17 protein-coding genes are annotated in these 20,456 nt (G+C 59.4%); 13 read left to right on the top strand and 4 right to left on the bottom strand.

Annotation, left to right across the window (positions count from 1 at the left end; genetic code table 11):
• Positions 1-19 precede the first annotated feature (19 nt).
• The 3 genes from secA to Q0949_RS11965 all read left to right on the top strand — a co-directional run bounded on the left by secA (position 20) and on the right by Q0949_RS11965 (position 5,411).
• A complete protein-coding gene (secA, locus tag Q0949_RS11975) occupies positions 20-2,719 on the top strand; it encodes a preprotein translocase subunit SecA (protein ID WP_299372246.1) in 2,700 nt (899 codons plus the stop codon).
• A 108-nt stretch (positions 2,720-2,827) separates the two neighbouring features.
• Positions 2,828-3,835, top strand: coding sequence for a hypothetical protein (locus Q0949_RS11970; protein WP_299372243.1), 1,008 nt, complete (start codon positions 2,828-2,830; stop codon positions 3,833-3,835).
• A gap of 22 nt (positions 3,836-3,857) precedes the next feature.
• Complete coding sequence (locus Q0949_RS11965; RefSeq protein WP_299372240.1) at positions 3,858-5,411, top strand: phosphate ABC transporter substrate-binding/OmpA family protein; 1,554 nt, start codon at positions 3,858-3,860, stop codon at positions 5,409-5,411.
• Here the strand turns inward: Q0949_RS11965 and radC are convergent.
• The 3 genes from radC to dnaK form a co-directional block, all read right to left on the bottom strand.
• Positions 5,408-6,157 carry a DNA repair protein RadC gene (gene radC, locus Q0949_RS11960; RefSeq protein WP_299372237.1) on the bottom strand — a complete coding sequence of 250 codons (750 nt, stop codon included), beginning with the start codon at positions 6,155-6,157 and terminating at the stop codon, positions 5,408-5,410. The two genes, Q0949_RS11965 and radC, sit on opposite strands and share 4 nt — an antisense overlap.
• 82 nt (positions 6,158-6,239) lie before the next feature.
• Positions 6,240-7,397: a molecular chaperone DnaJ gene (dnaJ, locus tag Q0949_RS11955; protein ID WP_299372234.1), complete on the bottom strand. Its 1,158-nt coding sequence runs from the start codon at positions 7,395-7,397 to the stop codon at positions 6,240-6,242.
• A gap of 78 nt (positions 7,398-7,475) precedes the next feature.
• Entirely contained in the window at positions 7,476-9,392 is a 1,917-nt protein-coding gene (gene dnaK / locus Q0949_RS11950) for a molecular chaperone DnaK (protein ID WP_299372231.1), read from the bottom strand.
• Between the two features lie 192 nt (positions 9,393-9,584).
• On the opposite strand from dnaK, the gene Q0949_RS11945 reads away from it, so the two are divergent.
• Together Q0949_RS11945 and Q0949_RS11940 are read left to right on the top strand one after the other, a co-directional pair.
• Positions 9,585-10,184, top strand: a complete 600-nt coding sequence (locus Q0949_RS11945; RefSeq protein ID WP_299372228.1) for an alpha-ketoglutarate-dependent dioxygenase AlkB — start codon at positions 9,585-9,587, stop codon at positions 10,182-10,184.
• 206 nt (positions 10,185-10,390) lie between these two features.
• A complete protein-coding gene (locus Q0949_RS11940) occupies positions 10,391-10,735 on the top strand; it encodes a hypothetical protein (RefSeq protein WP_299372225.1) in 345 nt (114 codons plus the stop codon).
• Here the strand turns inward: Q0949_RS11940 and Q0949_RS11935 are convergent.
• Positions 10,732-11,556, bottom strand: coding sequence for an ABC transporter permease (locus Q0949_RS11935; RefSeq protein ID WP_299372222.1), 825 nt, complete (start codon positions 11,554-11,556; stop codon positions 10,732-10,734). The two genes, Q0949_RS11940 and Q0949_RS11935, sit on opposite strands and share 4 nt — an antisense overlap.
• A gap of 118 nt (positions 11,557-11,674) precedes the next feature.
• Between Q0949_RS11935 and cysQ the strand changes: the two genes are divergently transcribed.
• The 8 genes from cysQ to Q0949_RS11895 all read left to right on the top strand — a co-directional run bounded on the left by cysQ (position 11,675) and on the right by Q0949_RS11895 (position 20,451).
• On the top strand, positions 11,675-12,472 hold the full coding sequence (gene cysQ, locus Q0949_RS11930; RefSeq protein WP_299372219.1) for a 3'(2'),5'-bisphosphate nucleotidase CysQ: 798 nt from the start codon (positions 11,675-11,677) through the stop codon (positions 12,470-12,472).
• A complete protein-coding gene (locus Q0949_RS11925; protein WP_299372216.1) occupies positions 12,472-13,272 on the top strand; it encodes a manno-octulosonate cytidylyltransferase in 801 nt (266 codons plus the stop codon). Before cysQ ends, Q0949_RS11925 begins: the two co-directional genes overlap by 1 nt.
• Positions 13,269-14,501, top strand: a complete 1,233-nt coding sequence (locus tag Q0949_RS11920) for a glycosyltransferase (RefSeq protein WP_299372211.1) — start codon at positions 13,269-13,271, stop codon at positions 14,499-14,501. Before Q0949_RS11925 ends, Q0949_RS11920 begins: the two co-directional genes overlap by 4 nt.
• Positions 14,502-14,644: 143 nt before the next feature.
• On the top strand, positions 14,645-15,538 hold the full coding sequence (gene galU, locus Q0949_RS11915) for a UTP--glucose-1-phosphate uridylyltransferase GalU (RefSeq protein ID WP_299372208.1): 894 nt from the start codon (positions 14,645-14,647) through the stop codon (positions 15,536-15,538).
• A 15-nt stretch (positions 15,539-15,553) separates the two neighbouring features.
• Entirely contained in the window at positions 15,554-16,537 is a 984-nt protein-coding gene (gene galE / locus Q0949_RS11910; RefSeq protein WP_299372205.1) for a UDP-glucose 4-epimerase GalE, read from the top strand.
• Between the two features lie 265 nt (positions 16,538-16,802).
• Positions 16,803-17,696 carry a glycosyltransferase family 1 protein gene (locus Q0949_RS11905; RefSeq protein ID WP_299372203.1) on the top strand — a complete coding sequence of 298 codons (894 nt, stop codon included), beginning with the start codon at positions 16,803-16,805 and terminating at the stop codon, positions 17,694-17,696.
• A gap of 74 nt (positions 17,697-17,770) precedes the next feature.
• Positions 17,771-18,757: a glycosyltransferase family 2 protein gene (locus tag Q0949_RS11900; RefSeq protein WP_299372778.1), complete on the top strand. Its 987-nt coding sequence runs from the start codon at positions 17,771-17,773 to the stop codon at positions 18,755-18,757.
• On the top strand, positions 18,754-20,451 hold the full coding sequence (locus Q0949_RS11895; RefSeq protein WP_299372200.1) for a beta-1,6-N-acetylglucosaminyltransferase: 1,698 nt from the start codon (positions 18,754-18,756) through the stop codon (positions 20,449-20,451). Before Q0949_RS11900 ends, Q0949_RS11895 begins: the two co-directional genes overlap by 4 nt.
• Positions 20,452-20,456 lie beyond the last annotated feature (5 nt).

Raw genomic sequence — 20,456 nt, 5'->3', positions numbered from 1 at the left:
TTGATCGGCTGGAGAACGCATGCTCGGTTTCGGAACGCTCACCAAGAAGGTGTTTGGCACCCCCAATGATCGCAAGGTCAAGGGGACGCGCCCACTGGTCGAAAAGATCAATGCGCTTGAGGCCGAGTTCGAGGCGCTGAGCGATGACGGTCTCAAGGACAAGACCGAGGAACTGGCCAAACGTGCCATGGGCGGCGAGAGCCTCGATGACCTGCTGCCAGAGGCCTTTGCCAACTGTCGCGAAGCGGCCAAGCGGGCGCTGGGTCTGCGCGCCTATGACACACAGCTGTTAGGCGCGATTTTCCTGCACCAAGGGAATATCGCCGAACAGAAGACCGGCGAGGGCAAGACCCTGACGGCGGCCTTTGCCTGCTACTTGAACGCTCTGACCGGCAAAGGTGTGCACGTGGTCACGGTGAACGAGTACCTCGTGCAACGCGACGCGGAATGGATGGGCAAGGTCTATGGCGCGCTGGGCTTGACCACCGGCATCGCGATCAATGGAATCGGCGAAGAGGCGAAACGCGCGGCCTATGCCTGCGACATCACCTATGCCACCAACAACGAGCTTGGGTTCGATTACCTGCGCGACAATATGAAACCCTCGATCGAGGACATGGTTCAACGCGGGCATAATTACGCCATCGTGGACGAAGTCGACAGCATCCTGATCGACGAGGCACGTACGCCGCTGGTCATCTCCGGCCCGCTTCAGGACCGGTCCGAGATGTATGTAACCATCGATGCGATCATCCCGCTGATCCAGGACGAACATTTCACGCTGGACGAAAAACAGAAAAACGTCACCTTCACCGATGAAGGCAACGAGTTCCTCGAGGAACAGCTGCGCGTGCGCGGTCTGATCGAACAGGACGCGTCGCTTTATGACCCTGAAAGCACGACAATCGTGCACCACGTCAATCAGGGTCTGCGCGCGCACAAACTGTTCGCTCGTGACAAGGATTACATCGTGCGGGACAACGAGGTTGTTCTGATCGACGAATTTACAGGTCGCATGATGACGGGCCGTCGTCTGTCCGAAGGGTTGCATCAGGCACTGGAGGCCAAGGAAGGCGTTCAGATTCAGCCCGAGAACCAGACGCTGGCCTCGGTCACGTTCCAGAACTATTTCCGCCTCTATAACAAACTGGCCGGTATGACCGGGACTGCCGCGACCGAAGCGGAAGAGTTCAGCGAGATTTATGGTCTGGGTGTTGTCGAGGTACCGACAAACCGCCCCATCGCCCGGGTGGACGAAGATGATCAGGTGTTCCGCACCGGGACCGAGAAATACGGCGCGATGGTCAAAGAGATCAAAGAGGCCCACGAGAAGGGGCAACCCGTTCTGGTCGGCACCACATCCATCGACAAGTCCGAGATGTTCTCGACCATGCTCAAGGCAGAGGGCATTCCGCACAATGTCCTGAACGCCCGCCAACACGAGCAAGAGGCGCAGATCATTGCGGATGCAGGCAAACTGGGCGCCGTGACCATCGCGACCAACATGGCCGGTCGCGGTACCGACATCCAGCTGGGCGGCAACGTCGAGATGAAGGTTTTGGAGGCGATCACTGCCGATCCAGAGGCCGATCCCGAAGCCATCCGCGCCAAGATCGAAGCCGAGCACGAAGACGAAAAGCAGAAGGTGCTCAAGGCCGGGGGTCTGTTCGTTCTGGCCTCTGAACGGCACGAAAGCCGTCGCATTGACAACCAGCTGCGTGGCCGGTCGGGTCGTCAGGGTGATCCGGGACGTACGTCGTTCTACCTGAGTCTCGAAGACGACCTGATGCGGATCTTTGGCTCTGACCGTCTCGACAAGGTGCTCAAGACGCTAGGTCTGGAGGAAGGCGAGGCGATTGTGCACCCGTGGGTGAACAAGTCGCTGGAACGCGCGCAGGCGAAGGTCGAAGGCCGAAACTTTGACATCCGCAAGCAGTTGCTCAAATTCGACGATGTGATGAATGACCAACGCAAGGTCGTGTTCAGCCAGCGCCGCGAGATCATGGAAGCCGAGGATCTGCACGAGATCACGTCCGACATGCGCGACGAAGTCGTTGATGACCTGATCGATCAGTACATGCCTGCAAACACTTATGCAGATCAATGGGACACGCAGGGTCTGTATGCAGCGGTGATCGAACATCTGGGCCTGAACGTGCCCGTGATGGAATGGTGCGACGAAGAGGGCGTGGATGACGAGCAGATTCGCGAACGCCTGATCGAGGCCAGCGATGCGCTGATGGCGCAAAAGACCGAGGCCTTTGGCCCGGAGAATATGCGCAGCATCGAAAAACAACTGATCTTGCAGGCCATCGACGGCAAGTGGCGCGAACACCTGCTGACGCTGGAACATCTGCGGTCGGTGGTCGGGTTCCGCGGCTATGCGCAGCGTGATCCGCTGAACGAGTACAAGAACGAGGCGTTCCAACTCTTTGAAGCGATGCTGGACAGTCTGCGAACCGAAGTCACCCAGAAACTGGCGCTGATCCGTCCGATGACCGAAGAGGAACGGGAGCAGATGCTCGCGGATATTGCAGCCCAGCAAGCCGCGGCACAAGCACCCGCGGCAGATGCCGGTCTGCCGGCACCGACCGAGGAAGCAGTCGCCGCCGGGTTTGACGAAAACGATCCGGCAACATGGGGCAACCCCGGTCGCAACGCGCCGTGCCCCTGTGGGTCGGGGCGCAAATTCAAGCAATGTCACGGGCGATTGGCCTAAGCCGCCCGCCACAATCCCGCCTTAAAGACTCCGCGCGCCGGTCATAACCCGGCCCCTTTGCTGTGCGAAATCCAATCCTGATCCAATCCGTGGAAGGGACGTGGGACAATGCAGCATATGAAGGAAATCGCTACAGCGGTTGGTACGCTTGCCATTGCGGTCGGCATTGGCTTCGTGATGCAAAGCAGCGAGACAGCGCAGGAACGTTATGGCAAATCGGCGCGGCCGATTACCATCCCGGCGGCTGACCCGCCCCAAGAGACGCTGTCCGGCACCGCCAGCGGCGATATCCTTCTCGAGGTCGAAGAAATCGAACTGACATCCGCCTCGGATCCGGCAATCGTGCCCGTCCCGAATGCAGAAGCGCAGGTGCAGCGCGCGTCCGTCTCCGCAACTGATGTGCCGCAAGCGCAAGACGCGCTGCCGAACCCGGAACAGTGCGAAATGACCGCGAACGCCACGGCAACGTCTGCCGCAATGGTCAATCTGACCCTTGATGCACCTTGTGCGGCCAACGAAAGGCTGACCGTGCACCATAACGGCATGATGTTCACGCAAACAACGGACGCGGCCGGTGGGCTGACCGTTACAGTACCCGCTTTGACGGAGCAGGCCGTTTTCATTCTCGCATTCTCGACGGGGGAAGGTGCGGTAGCGCAGACAACTGTACCAGATCTCGGAATGTACGACCGCGTTGCGCTGCAATGGCGCGGGCGGGCCGGGTTTGAACTGCATGCCCGTGAATTTGGCGCAGACTATGGCCAGGATGGACATGTCTGGACAGGTGCGCCTCAAAACGCCGCCGGAATGGCGCGCGGTCAGAACGGTTTTGCCATGCGCCTTGGCGATGCCTTGGCCGCAGAACCGCTTGTCGCAGAGATCTACACCTTTCCTACCGGAGCGGCGCAAGACACCGGCATCATCGACATGAGCGTCGAGGCAGAGGTGACAAACAACAACTGCGGCCTTGAGATCGAAGCGCAATCGCTGGAAATGATGGCTGGCGGCACGATGAAAACGCAGGATTTGATCCTCTCTGTGCCGGATTGCGATGCGGTTGGCAGTTTTCTGGTGTTGAACAATCTGGTCTCAGACCTGAAAGTCGCTGGCAACTGACCGTTGTGACAAAGGGCATCTTATGGCTTGGGTTCGTGCGGCGATTTTCGCCGCACTTTCTTTTTTTGCGACCGCGCTGACCGCGCAGGATGTCACCCTGACATCCCCTGATGGTCAGGTTGAATTGAGCGGGACGCTTTTGGGGTTCGATGGTGAGTTTTATCGCATCGAAACCGTGTATGGTGAACTGACGGTCGACGGCTCCGGTGTGCTCTGTGATGGCCCGGCCTGTCCAAACCTTCAGGATTTTGTCGCGGAAATCAGCATCTCAGGATCGGCCACCATGGGCTCTGTTCTGATGCCTGCGCTGATCGAAGGGTTCGCACTGCGCAATGATCTGACCGCCGGGCGGTTGGCGCTGGGCCCATCAAACTTTGTCTATGAACTCAAGGACAACACGTCCGACAAATCAGTGGCACTGTTTTATTTCCATGTGTCGACCACGGACGAAGGGTTTGCCGATTTGCTGACGAACGATGCGGATATTGTGATGGCCTTGCGCGAAATCCGGCCAGAGGAACGCCAACGCGCGCGGGATGCCGGGATGGGCGACATGACGGACGCCAATCGCAGTCGGGTGTTGGCGCTGGATGCCATGGTGCCCATTGTTGCGCCCTCTAACCCGGTTGACCGCATATCGCCGCAGGATCTGGCGCGCGTGTTTGCCGGGCGGATCACGAATTGGCAGGACCTTGGCGGCGCTGACGCCCCCATCGCGCTGTATCTGCCCGGTGACCGGACGGGGCTTGGCCAGGCGGTCGAGGACGAAATCATGGGCCCCGCGCGGCTATTCCTGGCCGAGGATATCATACGCCACGACCGGCCTCGCGACGTGGTGGACGCGGTGATGGCCGATCCCTTTGGGATTGGCATTGCAAGCTATGCAGATACGGGAAATGCACGGGCGCTGACGCTGACAGGCCCGTGCGGTTTTTCGCTGTCTGCGGCGCGCGGTACGATCAAAACCGAAGACTATCCGCTGACCGCGCCCATGTTCCTTTACATGCCCGCCCGTCGCTTGCCCAAGATCGCGCGTGAATTTCTGGCTTTCACCCGCGGCGCATCGGCGCAGATCGTGATCCGTCGCGCGGGATTTGTGGATCAGGCCCCGGAGGAGATTTCGATCAACGACCAAGGTTACCGTTTTGCGAATGCGGTGACCGCCGCGGGCCCGGAGGTGTCGCTGGAGGAATTGCAGCGTATGACGCGGACGCTTTACGGTATGACGCGGCTCACGACCTCTTTCCGGTTCGAGGCGGGGTCCGTGCGGTTGGATGCGCAATCCCGGTCGAATGTTCAGCAATTTGCCCGTGCTCTCGAACAAGGCAAATACGATGCGCGCCAGGTGCTGTTGGTTGGGTTCAGTGACGGCGACGGGCCAGCGACGGCCAACCGCGACATCGCCCTGCGCCGGGCCGAGGCCGTCAAACGCGCGGTTCAGGCGGCTGCTGAAACGGTGGATTTCGGGCGGCAGCAGATGGATGTCGATGCCTTCGGAGAGGCGCTGCCCATGGCGTGCGATGACAGCGCATGGGGGCGACAGGCCAACCGGCGGGTCGAGGTGTGGGTGCGCTAAAGGTAGCCTTCGGTCTTGAAGCTCAACTCGCGCGACCGTCCTACGATCAGGTGATCGTGCAAGGTCAGACCAAGTGCCGCGCAGGCAATCTCCATCTGTGAGGTCATGTCGATGTCCGCCTGGCTGGGCGTTGGGTCACCGGATGGATGGTTGTGCACAAGGATCAACGCAGACGCGTTTAGCGCCAGCGCGCGTTTGGCAACCTCGCGCGGATACACGGGCACATGATCCACCGTGCCTTTGCCCTGTTCTTCGTCCGCGATCAGCACATTCTTGCGGTCCAGGAACAGCACGCGGAATTGTTCCGTCTCTCGGTGGGCCATAGTGGTGTGGCAATAGTCAACCAGCGCGTCCCAGCTGGAAATAACATGCTTGTTCATGATCTTAGCGCGAGCTAGGCGGTGGGCCGCCGCCTCCACGATCTTGAGTTCACACACGACAGCGTCACCAACCCCTTTTACGGCGTGCAGCCGATCAAGCGGTGCGGACACGACACCGTTGAAGTCGCCGAATTCGGCCATGAGCACATGAGCCAATGGTTTGACGTCTTGTCGCGGTATGGCGCGAAACAGGATAAGTTCCAGCAGTTCGTAATCCGGCATGGCCACCGCGCCACCTGCCATGAACCGGGTGCGCAAACGCTTGCGGTGATCGGCCATGTAGGACGGCGTGCGGCCCCGCGGCATTGGCACGGGGACCGCTTCGTCAAAATCGAAAGGCAAGGGCTGTTCAGCGAATTCAGACATGCCACCAACCTGCCGCAGCATGGTTAGGGAACGGTTAATGCGGCTGCAGAATAGGCGCCCAAACCACCAAGCTCTGCGAGGGTTACCCCTTCATCGAGTCCCAGAAGGATTTAACCGAAGAAAAGAAGCTCGACGATTCGGGGTTGTTCTCTTCCGACAGGTCCTCGAATTCGCGCAGCAATTCCTTTTGACGGCTGGTCAGGTTGACCGGGGTCTCGACCGCCAGCTCGATGAACATGTCACCCTGTCCACCGCCGCGCAGCGCCGGCATACCCTTGGATCTCAGCCGCATCTGGCGACCCGATTGGGAGCCCGCAGGAATTTGCACGCGGCCACGGCCGCCGTCGATGGTCGGAACCTCGATGGATCCACCCAAGGCGGCGGTGCCCATGCTGACCGGGACACGGCAGAACAGGTTCGTACCATCGCGTTCAAACAGCTTGTGCGACGACACTTCGATAAAGATATACAGGTCACCCGACGGTCCACCACGCATGCCTGCCTCGCCCTCTCCGGCGAGACGGATGCGGGTGCCGGTCTCGACACCGGCCGGGATGTTTACGGACAGTGCACGGTCTTTTTCCACGCGACCCGCGCCTGAGCATGTCTTGCACGGGTTCTGGATGATCTGACCGAGGCCCGAACATGTAGGGCAAGTACGTTCAACGGTAAAGAACCCCTGCTGCGCGCGCACCTTTCCCATGCCCGAACAGGTCGGGCATGTGGACGGTTCGGACCCGCCTTCGGCGCCGGATCCGTCGCAACTGTTGCAGCTGACCGAGGTTGGGACGTTGATGGTCTTTTGCAGACCCGCAAACGCATCTTCGAGCGAGATGCGCAGGTTGTAGCGCAAGTCGGAGCCGCGTGCGGCACGACGTCCGCCGCCGCCCCCGCGCTGACCACCCATGAAGTCACCGAACAGGTCGTCAAACACGTCGGAAAACGCGGAGCCAAAATCGCCCTGCCCGCCACCAAAGCCGCCGCCGGGACGTCCACCGCCGCCGCCCATGCCGCCTTCGAATGCGGCATGACCAAAACGGTCATAGGCTGCTTTCTTGTCGGCGTCCTTCAGAACGTCATAGGCCTCGTTGGCCTCTTTGAACTGTGCTTCGGCGTTGGGATTGTCGGCGTTGCGGTCGGGGTGCAACTCTTTCGCTTTGGTGCGATAGCCTTTTTTGATCTCGTCGGCGCTGGCCCCTTTGGAGACGCCAAGCACCTCGTAATAGTCACGTTTTGCCATGGATCATATCCTTTGTTGGAACGTCAGGGGCCGGCCCGTTTTGGACCGGCCCCTTGATTGGTTCCCTTGCGTGCAAGATCAGGCGCGCTTGTCGTTGTCGAGATCTTCGAACTCGGCATCGACGATATCATCATCGTCACCGCGGGGTTCGTCCGCGCCAGCGGGCTCTTCTTCGCCCTCTTCTTGCGCCGACTTGTAGATCGCCTCGCCCAGCTTCATGGCCGCTTCGGTCACGTTCTGGATGCCGGACTTGATCTTGTCCGCACCGGCGCCGTCCGCCTCAAGGTCATCCTTGAGCGCGGCAATCGCCAGTTCGATGGCTTCGATTGTGGTCGGGTCCACCTTGTCCGCATGCTCTTCCATCGACTTTTCGGTCGAGTGGATGAGGCTCTCGGCCTGGTTTTTCGCCTCGATCAGCTCGCGACGTTCCTTGTCCGCCTCGGCGTTGTCCTCGGCGTCCTTGACCATTTGTTCGATGTCGTCATCCGACAAACCGCCCGAGGCCTGGATCGTGATCTGTTGTTCCTTGCCGGTGCCCTTGTCCTTGGCGCCCACCGACACGATGCCGTTGGCGTCGATGTCAAAGGTTACTTCGATCTGGGGCATGCCACGCGGGGCAGGCGGGATGTTTTCGAGGTTGAAGGCGCCAAGGATCTTGTTGTCGGCGGCCATCTCCCGTTCGCCCTGGAACACGCGGATGGTCACGGCGTTCTGGTTGTCTTCGGCGGTCGAGAAGATTTGGCTCTTCTTCGTCGGGATCGTCGTGTTGCGGTCGATCAGGCGAGTGAACACGCCACCCAGCGTTTCGATCCCCAACGACAGCGGCGTCACGTCGAGCAGGACAACGTCTTTGACGTCGCCTTGCAGAACACCGGCCTGAATGGCGGCGCCCATGGCGACCACTTCGTCAGGGTTCACGCCCTTATGGGGTTCCTTGCCGAAGAACTTGGTCACTTCCTCAACCACGCGCGGCATGCGGGTCATCCCGCCGACCAGCACAACCTCGTCAATGTCGGAGGCAGACAGACCTGCGTCTTTCAACGCGGCGGCGCAGGGTTTCATCGAGGATTTGATCAGGTCACCCACCAGCTGTTCCAGCTTGGCGCGGGTCAGCTTCATAACCATGTGCAGCGGCTGGCCGTTGCTGCCCATCGAGATGAAGGGCTGGTTGATTTCGGTCTGGTTTGCGCTCGACAGCTCGATCTTGGCCTTCTCCGCCGCCTCCTTGAGACGTTGCAGGGCCATCTTGTCCTGCGTCAAATCAACGGCGTGCTCTTTTTTGAACTCGTCCGCGAGGTAGTTGACGATGCGCATGTCAAAGTCTTCACCCCCCAGGAACGTGTCGCCGTTGGTCGATTTCACTTCGAACAGGCCGTCGTCGATCTCGAGGATGGTCACGTCGAATGTCCCGCCGCCAAGGTCATAGACCGCGATGGTTTGCGAGTTTTCCTTGTCGAGACCATAGGCCAGCGCGGCCGCTGTCGGTTCGTTGATGATCCGCAGCACTTCGAGGCCCGCGATCTTGCCCGCATCCTTGGTGGCCTGACGCTGTGCGTCGTTGAAATAGGCGGGGACGGTGATGACCGCCTGGGTCACGTCTTCGCCGAGATAGCTTTCCGCTGTCTCTTTCATTTTGCCGAGGATGAAGGCCGAGATTTGCGACGGCGAATATTTCTCGCCGCGCGCTTCGACCCATGCGTCGCCGTTGCCGCCATCAATCACATTGAAGGGCAGGTTTTTCTTGTCCTTGGCCAGATCCGCATCATCGTTGCGGCGGCCGATCAGGCGTTTGACACCAAAGATGGTGTTGTCGGGGTTCGTCACCGCTTGCCGCTTGGCAGGCTGGCCGACGAGCCGTTCGTTTTCTGTGAATGCGACGATGGACGGGGTTGTCCGCGCACCTTCCGCGTTTTCAATCACGCGGGGCTGGCTGCCATCCATGATGGCGATGCAGCTGTTTGTGGTTCCCAGGTCAATACCAATGACTTTGGCCATGTTTTCGATCCCTCATATCAGTTCAAGGCGATGACACGAGGCGGCGACCCGTTTCGGCATCGACGCCACGCATGATTTTGCGCACGATCCCGTGCGCGCTGGGGCGTATATAAGGAGGGTGAATTGGCGCTGCAACCGTTGTGACAGGCGGCAAAACAGCAAAAATTGCACATAATCACGGGAGAAGTGGTCATGCGGCTGACCGTACGGGGATTCGACATACACAAAGCGTACCTGGACGCGGGTAGCCAAGCCGCGCTTGTCGGCGACATTCGGACCATTGTCGCCGCGGCACCGCTGTTTTCGCCGCAAACGCCATATGGCAAACCGATGAGCGTACGCATGACGTCAGCCGGTGCGCTCGGCTGGTATGCCGACCGATCCGGATACCGGTATGCCGCGCAGCATCCGAACGGTACGGCCTGGCCACCGATCCCCGCGGCAATCCTCGATATCTGGCGAGCGCTGGTGGACGCGGAGCGAGGCCCGGACTGCTGTCTTGTCAACTTTTACGGCGCAGGTGCGCGCATGGGGATGCACCAGGACAAGGATGAGGCCGATTTTGACTGGCCGGTCCTATCGATTTCGCTGGGCGATGCGGGATTGTTCCGGATCGGCAATACGCAGCGCGGCGGAAAGACAGAGACGCTGTGGCTGGAATCAGGTGATGTCGTGGTGATGGGTGGGGCTGCGCGCCTGACCTATCATGGGGTGGACCGTATCCGATTTGGATCGTCGTCCCTGTTGCCCCAGGGCGGGCGGATCAACCTGACGTGCCGTGTCGTGCTGTAGTGTCCGGGTCTTCCAAATGGAGCGCCTTTCGGCGCGCATGATCTTGTTTTTGCTCAGGCCGCAAGGGCCTTGGGGCGCTGCCCCAAACCCCGTGCATATTTTTGGAACAATGAAGGTATCGGGCTGGAATATGACCTGCGAGGTAATTGAGCGCCTGATTTGCCGGACCTAGACCATGAGAGAATTTTGGATGGAGGAATCGGGTGATGCGGACTTTGCGCTTGATCTGTTTCGGCCTTGTGGCCGTTTTGGTGGTCTATACTCTTGTGGTTGTCGGGCGTGATGGCCTGGATCTGATCACGCCGTTTGCGGGTGCTGTGCTGGCCATGAATTGGCAAGGCCAGTTCAACGTGGATTTCTCCACTTACCTGTTGCTCAGCACGGTCTGGTTTCTGTGGCGCAACGCGTTTTCCACCCAAGCCTGGGTTTTTGCGCCCTTGGTCTGCGTGGGTGGGATGCTGGTTTTTGGCAGTTATCTGATCTGGCTGAGTTTTCGTGTGGACGGTCGCTTGGATGTGCTGTTGCTGGGCCCGTCCCGCGTTGCGGCCTAGCGTCGCGCGTTCCAGCTGAGCGAGGCGTGGCGGCGGGTGTAGAATTCGCCCATCAGACCCACCATGATCAGGATAATTCCAACCCAAAGCGCGTATTCCCAGGAAGAATAGCGCGGGTTGTAGTTGATGAACGCATATCCGCGGGACTGGTCAATCGTATGGAACAACGGGTTCCAGTCAAACATGGCCAGCATGAAGCTGGGAAGGGTGTTTGCAACGAACATCTTGCCCGAGGCGATCATGTTTGCCCGCTGGTAAATTTGTGTAAAAATCGACACGAATGTCGGGAACCACGGCTTGATCGCCAGCAGCACCAGGCCCAGTGCGCAGCCGGTGAACCATGCGATCAGCAGCATACCGAAAGCACCGAACGGGTCGTCAATCTCCAGCGGGGTGAAGGCGACGTGGTAGATGAACAGGATCATGAAAAGCGACAGCACCTGGACATAGAGGGCGCCAAGTGCGGCAGATGAAATCGAGACGATCGTATTCATCGGCGCGTGCTGCATCATCGGGCTTGCCGGTCCTTCGGACCCCACGACCGCGCCCAGCGACTTGGTATGCGTCATGTACAGGAAGATACCCGTCATGATGTAGACCAGGAAATCGCCTCGGATCGCGGCGCCCCGCAACCCAAGCACCGAAAACATGACATAGAAGGCACCGACAAAGATCACCGCCTGCAGCATGTTCATCGCGATCGCGAGGAACGCGTTGTTATGTGTCTTGCGCACCGACCGGACGATCGAATGATAGATGACTTCGAACATCGCCATGGCGGTGCCAAAGCCGGACTGTGGCTTGCGGGTTGATTGAAACATGTGCGGTTCTGCCTCGACTGACGCGATGGTCGCAGGGAAATCTTGCCGTTCCGTTAGCACCGCAGCATAAGGGGCACGTGCAGCGATTTCAACAAATGCCCGTGCAAGGAACGATTTAATGAACTACGACGATTTGATCCCGGTCATCCGCAAGCTTGCGCTCGAGGCGGGCGACAAGATCATGGAAATTTACGACGCCGACGATTTTGAAGTGAAATCCAAATCCGACGACAGCCCCGTCACCGCAGCGGACGAGGCGGCGGACGCTCTGATTTCCGAAGGACTGCGGGCCGCGTTTCCCGATGTGATGCTTGTGACCGAAGAACAGGCCGCGACCCATTCCACCACCGGCGATACGTTCCTGATCGTTGATCCGCTGGATGGCACCAAGGAATTCGTGCACCGCCGGGGCGACTTTACGGTCAATATCGCCTTGGTCGAAGGTGGCGTGCCGACGCGGGGCGTTGTTTATGCGCCAGCAAAAGGGCGGATGTTCTTTACGCTCTCTGATGGTCAGTCCGTCGAAGAAAGCGGTGCGCTCGACAAGGACACGATGGGAGACGTTACGCCGATCAATGTGGCCCAAAGCGACAACAGCGCCCTGATGGTTGTCGCGTCCAAATCCCATCGGGATCAGGCAACGGACGACTATATCAACAAGTACAACGTCAAGGACATGAAAAGCGCGGGGTCGTCGCTGAAATTCTGTCTTGTCGCCACTGGCGAGGCAGACATCTATCCCCGCGTCGGGCGCACGATGGAGTGGGATACCGCCGCGGGTCACGCTGTGCTGACCGGTGCAGGCGGCAAGGTCGTGCGCTTCGACAACCATGAGACGCTGATGTACGGCAAGGAAACCTATGCCAATCCGTTCTTTATCGCCTATGCGCCGGGCGTGGAGTTGAAGCCCGCCTGATGTCCGTTCTGATTGTCATCCCGGCCCGCTATGCCTCGACCCGGTATCCGGGCAAACCGCTGGTGCCTCTGACGGGTGCCACAGGCGTGGCGCAAACGCTGATCGAACGCAGCTGGCGTGCCGCCTGCGAGGTGAACGGCGTGGACCGGGTTGTGGTGGCGACGGATGATAACCGGATCCGTGCCGCATCCGAGGCGTTTGGGGCCGAGGTTGTGATGACGTCCGAGGCTTGCGGCAATGGCACTGAACGGTGCGCAGAGGCGCACGAGGCACTGGGCGGCGGCTATGAAATTGTCGTTAATCTTCAGGGCGATGCCCCATTGACGCCCGCGTGGTTCATCGAAGGTTTGGTGGACGGGCTGCGCGCGGCGCCGGATGCACAGATCGCGACCCCTGTTTTGCGCTGTGATGGTGCCACGCTGACGGGCTTTCTGGATGACCGCAAGGCGGGCCGTGTGGGTGGCACCACGGCTGTTTTCGGTGCGTCGGGGCAAGCGCTCTATTTCTCCAAGGAAGTGATCCCCTACGCCAACGCGACCTACAGCGCGGATGCTGATACGCCGGTGTTCCACCACGTCGGCGTCTATGCCTACCGTCCGGATGCTCTGGCCGCCTACCCGGGATGGCCCGTGGGTCCGTTGGAGACGCTGGAGGGGTTGGAGCAGTTGCGTTTCCTGGAAAACGGCCGCCACGTCCTGTGCGTCGAAGTCGAAGCGCGTGGCCGCCAGTTCTGGGAGTTGAACAACCCCGAGGACGTTCCCAAGATCGAACAGATGATGGCACAGATGGGTCTGCGATGACCCATCCTGCGGTCAGCGTTGTGGTGGTGAGCCGCGACAGGCCGACTGCGTTGCGCCGGTGTCTGGCTGGGCTGTTTCAGGTGCAATACGCGCCTTTTGAAATCGTGGTCGTCGCAGACCCAAAGGGCGCAGCGGAAATTGCAGACACCCCGATGGGGGATGCGATCAAACTGGTGCCATTCGACCGGCCCAACATCTCCGAGGCGCGCAATCTAGGGATCAGCCACGCCGCGGGGGACATTGTTGCCTTTATCGACGACGATGCAGTGCCGGAGCCCAGCTGGCTGACACAGCTTGTCGCCCCTGCATCACGTCCATACGTCGCTGCCATGGGTGGGTTTGTGCGGGGGCGCAACGGTATCTCGTATCAGTGGAAGGCGCGCAGTGTCGACCAATTTGGCGATACCGAACTGATGGAGATGAACCCGAAACGCGCCACTGTCCTCAAACCGCGTGGTGCCCGCGCGACCAAGACCGAAGGCACAAATATGGCTGTCCGGCGGGATGTGCTGATTGAACTGGACGGGTTCGACCCTGGATTTGCCTTTTACCTCGATGAAACGGACCTGAACCTGCGCCTTGCCCGCGCGGGGCATGCCACGGCCATTGTGCCTATGGCGCAGGTACATCATGGGTTTGCGGCCAGTGCACGCAGGCGCCCTGACCGCGTGCCGCGGGACCTGTTCGATATCGGCGCAAGCTGGGCGGTGTTCCAGCGCAAGTATTTGGCCGAATCCCTGCGGCGCGAACACTGGCGCAACATCCGGATGTCCGAGCGCACGCGTGTTCTGGAACATATGGTCGGTGGTCGCCTGTTGCCGCGCGACGTGACCAGCCTGCTCGGCCGTCTTGACCAAGGATACAGTCAGGGGCTTATGCGCAAAAGAGGCGGCGCGCAGCTGGCCAGCAGTCCGATTTCACCGTTCAAACCGATGGCGGAACCGCCACGGCGCAGCGTCCTTTTGGCTGGCCGGATCTGGAGCGCGCGTCGCTTGCGCGCTGAAGCCAGCCGTAGGGTGAAAAACGGGGAGATTGTCACCTTGTTGCTGATGTCACATACCGCTCTTTATCACCATGTCCGGTTTCATCCGGACGGGTATTGGGAGCAAAGGGGTGGCATCTATGGAAGATCGGATCGGGATGACCCCGTTTTTCGACCCTACGGGTTCGCAGAACGTGTCGAACGGGAAGCCACGCGCATGGGCGCTGAACGCCTTTTGGGACAATAAGTCGGAAAAAAGGCGATTATTGACGTGAAATGGCCCAGCTAATTTTGGACTTTCGACACTTTTTGTTGAAAGGTTGGTCCAACACGGCAGCCAAGTAACTTCGTAACAATCGCCGGTCATTTATCAGTTTGAGGATCACGCGCATGCGCAGAAAAGTAACAAAGGCGATCTTTCCGGTCGCCGGACTGGGAACACGGTTCCTGCCTGCAACGAAATCCGTCCCTAAGGAAATCATGACTTTGGTCGACCGGCCGTTGATCCAATATGCGATTGACGAAGCGCGCGCTGCAGGGATCAAGGAATTCATCTTTGTGACCTCGCGCGGCAAGGGCGCGCTTGAGGACTATTTTGACCATGCCCCCACGCTTGAGCAGGAATTGCGCAAAAAGGGCAAGGACCAACTGCTGTCGATCCTCAAGGACACCAACATGGACAGCGGTGCGATTGCCTATATCCGTCAGCACAAGGCGCTGGGCCTTGGCCACGCGGTCTGGTGCGCGCGCCGCTTGATTGGCAATGAACCCTTTGCCGTGATCCTGCCTGATGACGTGATCGCCGCTGAAAAACCGTGTTTGCAGCAAATGGTCGAGGCATACGAACAGACGGGCGGCAACATGGTCGCCGCGATGGAAGTCCCGGCCAGCCAGGCATCGTCCTACGGTGTTCTTGATGTCGAAGAAGACATGGGCCAGATGGTCAAGGTGCGCGGCATGGTCGAAAAGCCCAAGGCCGAAGAGGCGCCGTCCAACCTTGCCGTGATTGGTCGCTATATCCTTGACCCGGATGTTCTGCGGTCGTTGAACCAGATGAAGTCCGGCGCTGGCGGTGAGATCCAGCTGACCGATGCTATCGCTCAAGAGATTGGTGGCGACAACGGTGTGTACGGCTACCGGTTCCGCGGCCAGCGGTTCGACTGCGGTTCCAAGTCAGGCTTCCTGCAGGCGACCGTGTCCTTTGGCCTTGCGCGCGAAGAGTTGCGCGAAGATCTGCTTGGGTTTATCCGCGACGCGGTCCGTATGGAAAACGCGGCCGAATAGGGCGGAGAATCTGACGTGAAGCATGTATTGGTGACGGGCGGTGCGGGTTATATCGGCTCGCATGCCTGCAAGGCGCTCCGCGATGCGGGGTATGTTCCCGTCACCTACGACAACCTTGAAACAGGTTGGCGTGATGCGGTGAAATTCGGACCCTTCGAACAAGGGGATTTAATGGACCGCGTCCGGCTGGACGCGGTCTTTGCACAGTACAAACCCGTCGCCGTCATGCACTTTGCCGCCCTTAGCCAAGTGGGCGAAAGCATGAAAGAACCCGGTAAATACTGGCGCAACAACGTGCTTGGATCCCTGACCCTGATCGAGGCATCGGTGGCCGCTGGCTGTCTGGATTTTGTTTTCTCATCCACCTGCGCGACCTATGGCGATCAGGACAATGTCGTGTTGGATGAAAACAGCGTGCAGCTGCCCATCAACGCCTATGGTGCCTCCAAGCGCGCAATCGAAGATGTGCTGGTCGATTTCGAAGCGGCTTATGGGCTGCGCCATGTGATCTTTCGCTACTTCAACGTAGCGGGTGCCGATCCGGATGGCGAGGTTGGTGAATTCCACCAACCCGAGACACATCTTATCCCGCTGATGCTGGACGCGATTGCAGGCAAACGGGATGCGTTGACCGTGTACGGCACGGACTATGACACACCGGATGGCACATGTATCCGCGACTATGTTCATGTCTGTGATCTGGTCGATGCGCATGTGCTTGGCCTCGGGTGGCTGCGCGATGGCAAAGGCAGTCGGGTGTTCAATCTGGGTACCGGATCTGGTTTCTCTGTCCGCGAGGTGATTGATCATTCGCGCGCGGTGACAAATCAGGCCGTTCCTTACACCGATGGCGCACGTCGTCCGGGCGACTGTACGAAACTCGTCTCCGGGTCGACGCGCGCTGAAACCGAACTGGGTTGGCAGCCGAAACGGTCCACGCTTGAAACGATGATCACCGACGCGTGGAGATGGCATCAAACTGGTCACTACGACACATAACCCCCCGCCTGCGCGCCTGCTGGATCTCACGCGGTTGATGCGCCGTGCGGGCCGCGTATTGACCGGTGTGGATCGCGTCGAATGGGCGTATTTGCGCGCGTTGCAGAATGAACCGGTGCCGGTCTTTGCCCTGATCCGAGCGCCGTTGGGGTACATCCTTTTAGATAGTGCGGGTGTTGCGGCCATCGCACCTTCGTTAGGCGGACCAGCCGCGGGGGTCGCTGCGGATGCGCATCGCCTGCGCGTCTGGCGGACGGCGCGTCGCGTGTCAGTTGCCCGGGTGCCGCCCGCCTTGCTGGGTCGCATGTTGCAGCGCAGACTGCCCCGCGGGTTTGCCTATCTGAATGTTGGTCATTCCAACCTGACGGACCGTGTGATGCGGACGGTCCGCGCGCTGGGTGCGCATATTTCTGTCTTTGTCCACGACATTATCCCGCTGGAATATCCCGAATTTCAACGGGAGGGGTCCGTCCCACCCTTTGCCGCGATGATCGAACGGGTCGGGGCGCGTGCGGATCTGGTGATCTACAACTCTGCCGACACACAGCGTCGGACCGAAGCACGCCTTGATACGCCACCAGCCGGGATTGTTGCGCATTTGGGAACAGATATGATCACAGCAACCCCGCAGGACATTCCCGAAGACGTGGTGACAAACCGTCCGTTTTTCCTGTGCGTCGGTACGATCGAGCCGCGCAAGAACCATGCATTCCTGCTCGATCTTTGGGAGGGTATGGGCAAGGGCGCACCCGATCTGATCATTGCCGGTGCGCGCGGTTGGAAGAACGAGGATGTGTTTTCCCGGCTGGATGCCCTACCTTCGGACGGGCGCATTCACGAGGTCGCGGGGCTTGGCGATGGCGCGCTTGCCGCATTGATGGACCGCGCCTCAGGTGTTTTGTTCCCCAGTCACGCCGAAGGGTTCGGCATGCCCGCCGTGGAGGCGGCGGCGCGCGGCGTACCCGTGATCGTGAATGATCTCGAAGTGTTCCGCGAAGTGCTGGGCGATATTCCAGTTTACGCAAGCGTTTCAGATCGTTATCTGTGGATCAACAAGATCAAAGAGTTGGCCGAGGCAGACCGGCAAGCGTCCAAACAACCGACCTTTGTGGCCCCGACATGGGATGCACATTTCAAGGCTGTGTTAAGGTTGACCTGATAGGCGCAATGCTGGTCGGACATGACGGCAGGTAAAGGAACGGAGAACGGGTGGGCGCTTGGCAGTCATATCGGCTGAGGCTTCAGCGCAAGCGATGGCGCATTCGTGCGGTGCGCAAGCGTCGCGAGTTGCAGCGTGTGACCAACCGCACCAGCCAGATCCGGCCCAATGACCTACTGTGCTTCTCCACGCAGCGGAACGAGGCGATCCGCCTTCCCTATTTCCTCGAATACTACCGCGAGATGGGAATCAATCATTTCCTGATCGTGGACAATGACAGCACCGATGGATCAGTGGACTACCTCGCCGCGCAGCCCGATGTTTCGGTCTGGAGCACATCCGGCAGCTACAAGCGGTCCCGTTTCGGGGTGGATTGGCTGAACTGGCTGCAAATGAAATACGGCCATGGGCACTGGAACCTTGTCGTCGATCCGGACGAATTTCTGGTCTATCCGTTTTGCGATACACGGCCCCTGCGTGCGCTGACGGATTGGCTAGATGCGTCGTCGATCAAATCGTTTTCGGCCATGCTGCTTGATATGTACCCCAAGGGCCGGCTGGACGACCAACCCTATCAGGCGGGCCAGAACCCGATGGAAATCGCCAGCTGGTTCGACAGTGGCAACTACACGATTTCCAAGAACCACCATTTCGGCAACCTCTGGATCCAAGGCGGCCCGCGGGCGCGCGTCTTTTTCCCTGAAACACCCGAAAAGGCGCCCGCGTTGAACAAGATCCCTCTCGTCAAATGGGATCGTCGCTACACCTATGTCAGCTCGACCCACATGCTGCTGCCACGTGGTCTGAACCAGGTCTATGACGAGTGGGGCGGAGAGAAAGCCTCGGGCGTGCTCTTGCACGCCAAGTTCCTCGATACGTTCAACACCAAGGCCGCCGAAGAGCTGGATCGCAAGCAACACTATGCGGCGTCGGTGGAATACAAGGCATATGCCGAAACCCTGCGCGACGACCCTGACCTGTGGTGCAAATGGTCCGAGAAATACATCAACTGGCGCCAGCTTGAGATTCTCGGCCTCATGTCCAAGGGGAACTGGGCATGAGTGTGGGTATCGTCATGCTGGTGCACAACGCCTTTGAACGCGCCGAACAGGCGGCGCGGCACTGGGCGGCGGGTGGATGCCCCATTGTGATTCACGTGGATGTGGCGGTTCCGCGTAAAACCTATGCGACGTTTGTGAAATCGCTGTCCGACCTTCCGGCCATCAAGTTCTGCAAGCGGTTTCGGTGCGAATGGGGCACTTGGGGCATTGTCGCGGCCAGCCAGGCAGCATCAGAGATGATGCTGGCCGAATTTTCCGACGTGCGGCATGTCTATCTCGCGTCCGGCTCGTGCCTGCCCCTGCGCCCGGTCGAAGAGCTGGTGGAGTACCTCGAACAACGGCCGCGCACGGATTTTATCGAAAGCGCGACAACGGCAGACGTGCCCTGGACAGTGGGCGGATTGGATCAGGAACGGTTCACGCTGCGATTCCCGTTCTCATGGAAGCGCCAGCGCATTTTGTTCGACAAATATGTCGAACTGCAACGACGCCTCAAGCTCAAGCGCAAGATACCCGCCGGGCTTGTGCCGCATATGGGCAGCCAATGGTGGTGCCTGACGCGGCAGACACTCTCAGCCATTTTACAGGGGCCGGACCGCAAGGAATACGACAGCTATTTTCGCCATGTCTGGATCCCGGACGAAAGCTATTTCCAAACGCTGGCGCGACAGTATTCCACCAATATCGAAAGCCGGTCGCTGACACTGTCCAAGTTCGACTTTCAGGGCAAACCACACATCTTCTACGATGACCACCTCCAGCTTTTGCGGCGATCCGACTGCTTTGTCGCGCGGAAAATCTGGCCCCATGCGAACCGCTTGTATGACGCGTTTCTGACCGATCCCGCCGGTGCGATGAAGCGGACCGAACCCAACCCGGGCAAGATCGACCGCATCTTTGCCAAGGCAGTTGAGCGTCGGACGCGCGGGCGTCCTGGTCTTTATATGCAAAGCCGTTTCCCGAACGAAGACTGGGAAAACGGCGTGACCGCAGCACCCTATTCGGTCTTTCAGGGCTTTACCGAGATTTTCGAAAATTTCGAACCGTGGCTGTCCAAGGCTACCGGCGCACGGGTGCACGGTCACCTCTTTCACCCCGATCTGGTAGAATTTGCCGAAGGTCAGGCAACGCTGAACGGTGCCCTCAGCAACAGCGCCAAGGCAAGGGACTATAACGCAAATGCGTTTCTCACCAACCTGATCTGGAACACACGCGGTGAACGGCAATGTTTCCAGTTCGGACCCGAGGACAATCAGTCGATCAATTGGCGCGTCGCCAAGGACCCGAATGCGCAGGTGTCGGTCATCTCCGGTGCATGGGCCGTTCCGCTGTTCCGGTCCAACATGAATTTCCTCGATATCCGCAAGCTGGCCGCGCAGTTGCAAAAGATCGAAAGCGATCATCTGGACGTGCTGCGGTCGCCCTATGTCAAGGCACGCATCCGCATCTGGACCATGGCCGAGTTCATCGAAGCACCTATGGAGCCTTTGCAGGGTATACTGGACGAGATTGGCCAGACGCAGGCGCGCAGGCTCTCCGAGGTGCCCAAGATGGTCGATCTGACAGGCTTTGGCCAATTCCTGCAAAATCTGAAGAATCAGGGGATGCATCCATATCTGATGGGCGATTTCCCCGTGGCACTGGGCCCCGAACCGATGCAGGATCGTCCTCGAAAACCCTATCTGGTGCGGTAAACCAA

It is taken from the genome of uncultured Tateyamaria sp., assembly GCF_947487805.1.
Classification (GTDB): Bacteria; Pseudomonadota; Alphaproteobacteria; order Rhodobacterales; family Rhodobacteraceae; genus Tateyamaria.
Note: the sequence above shows the minus strand (reverse complement) of the source record. Positions and strands in the feature narration are given on the sequence as shown.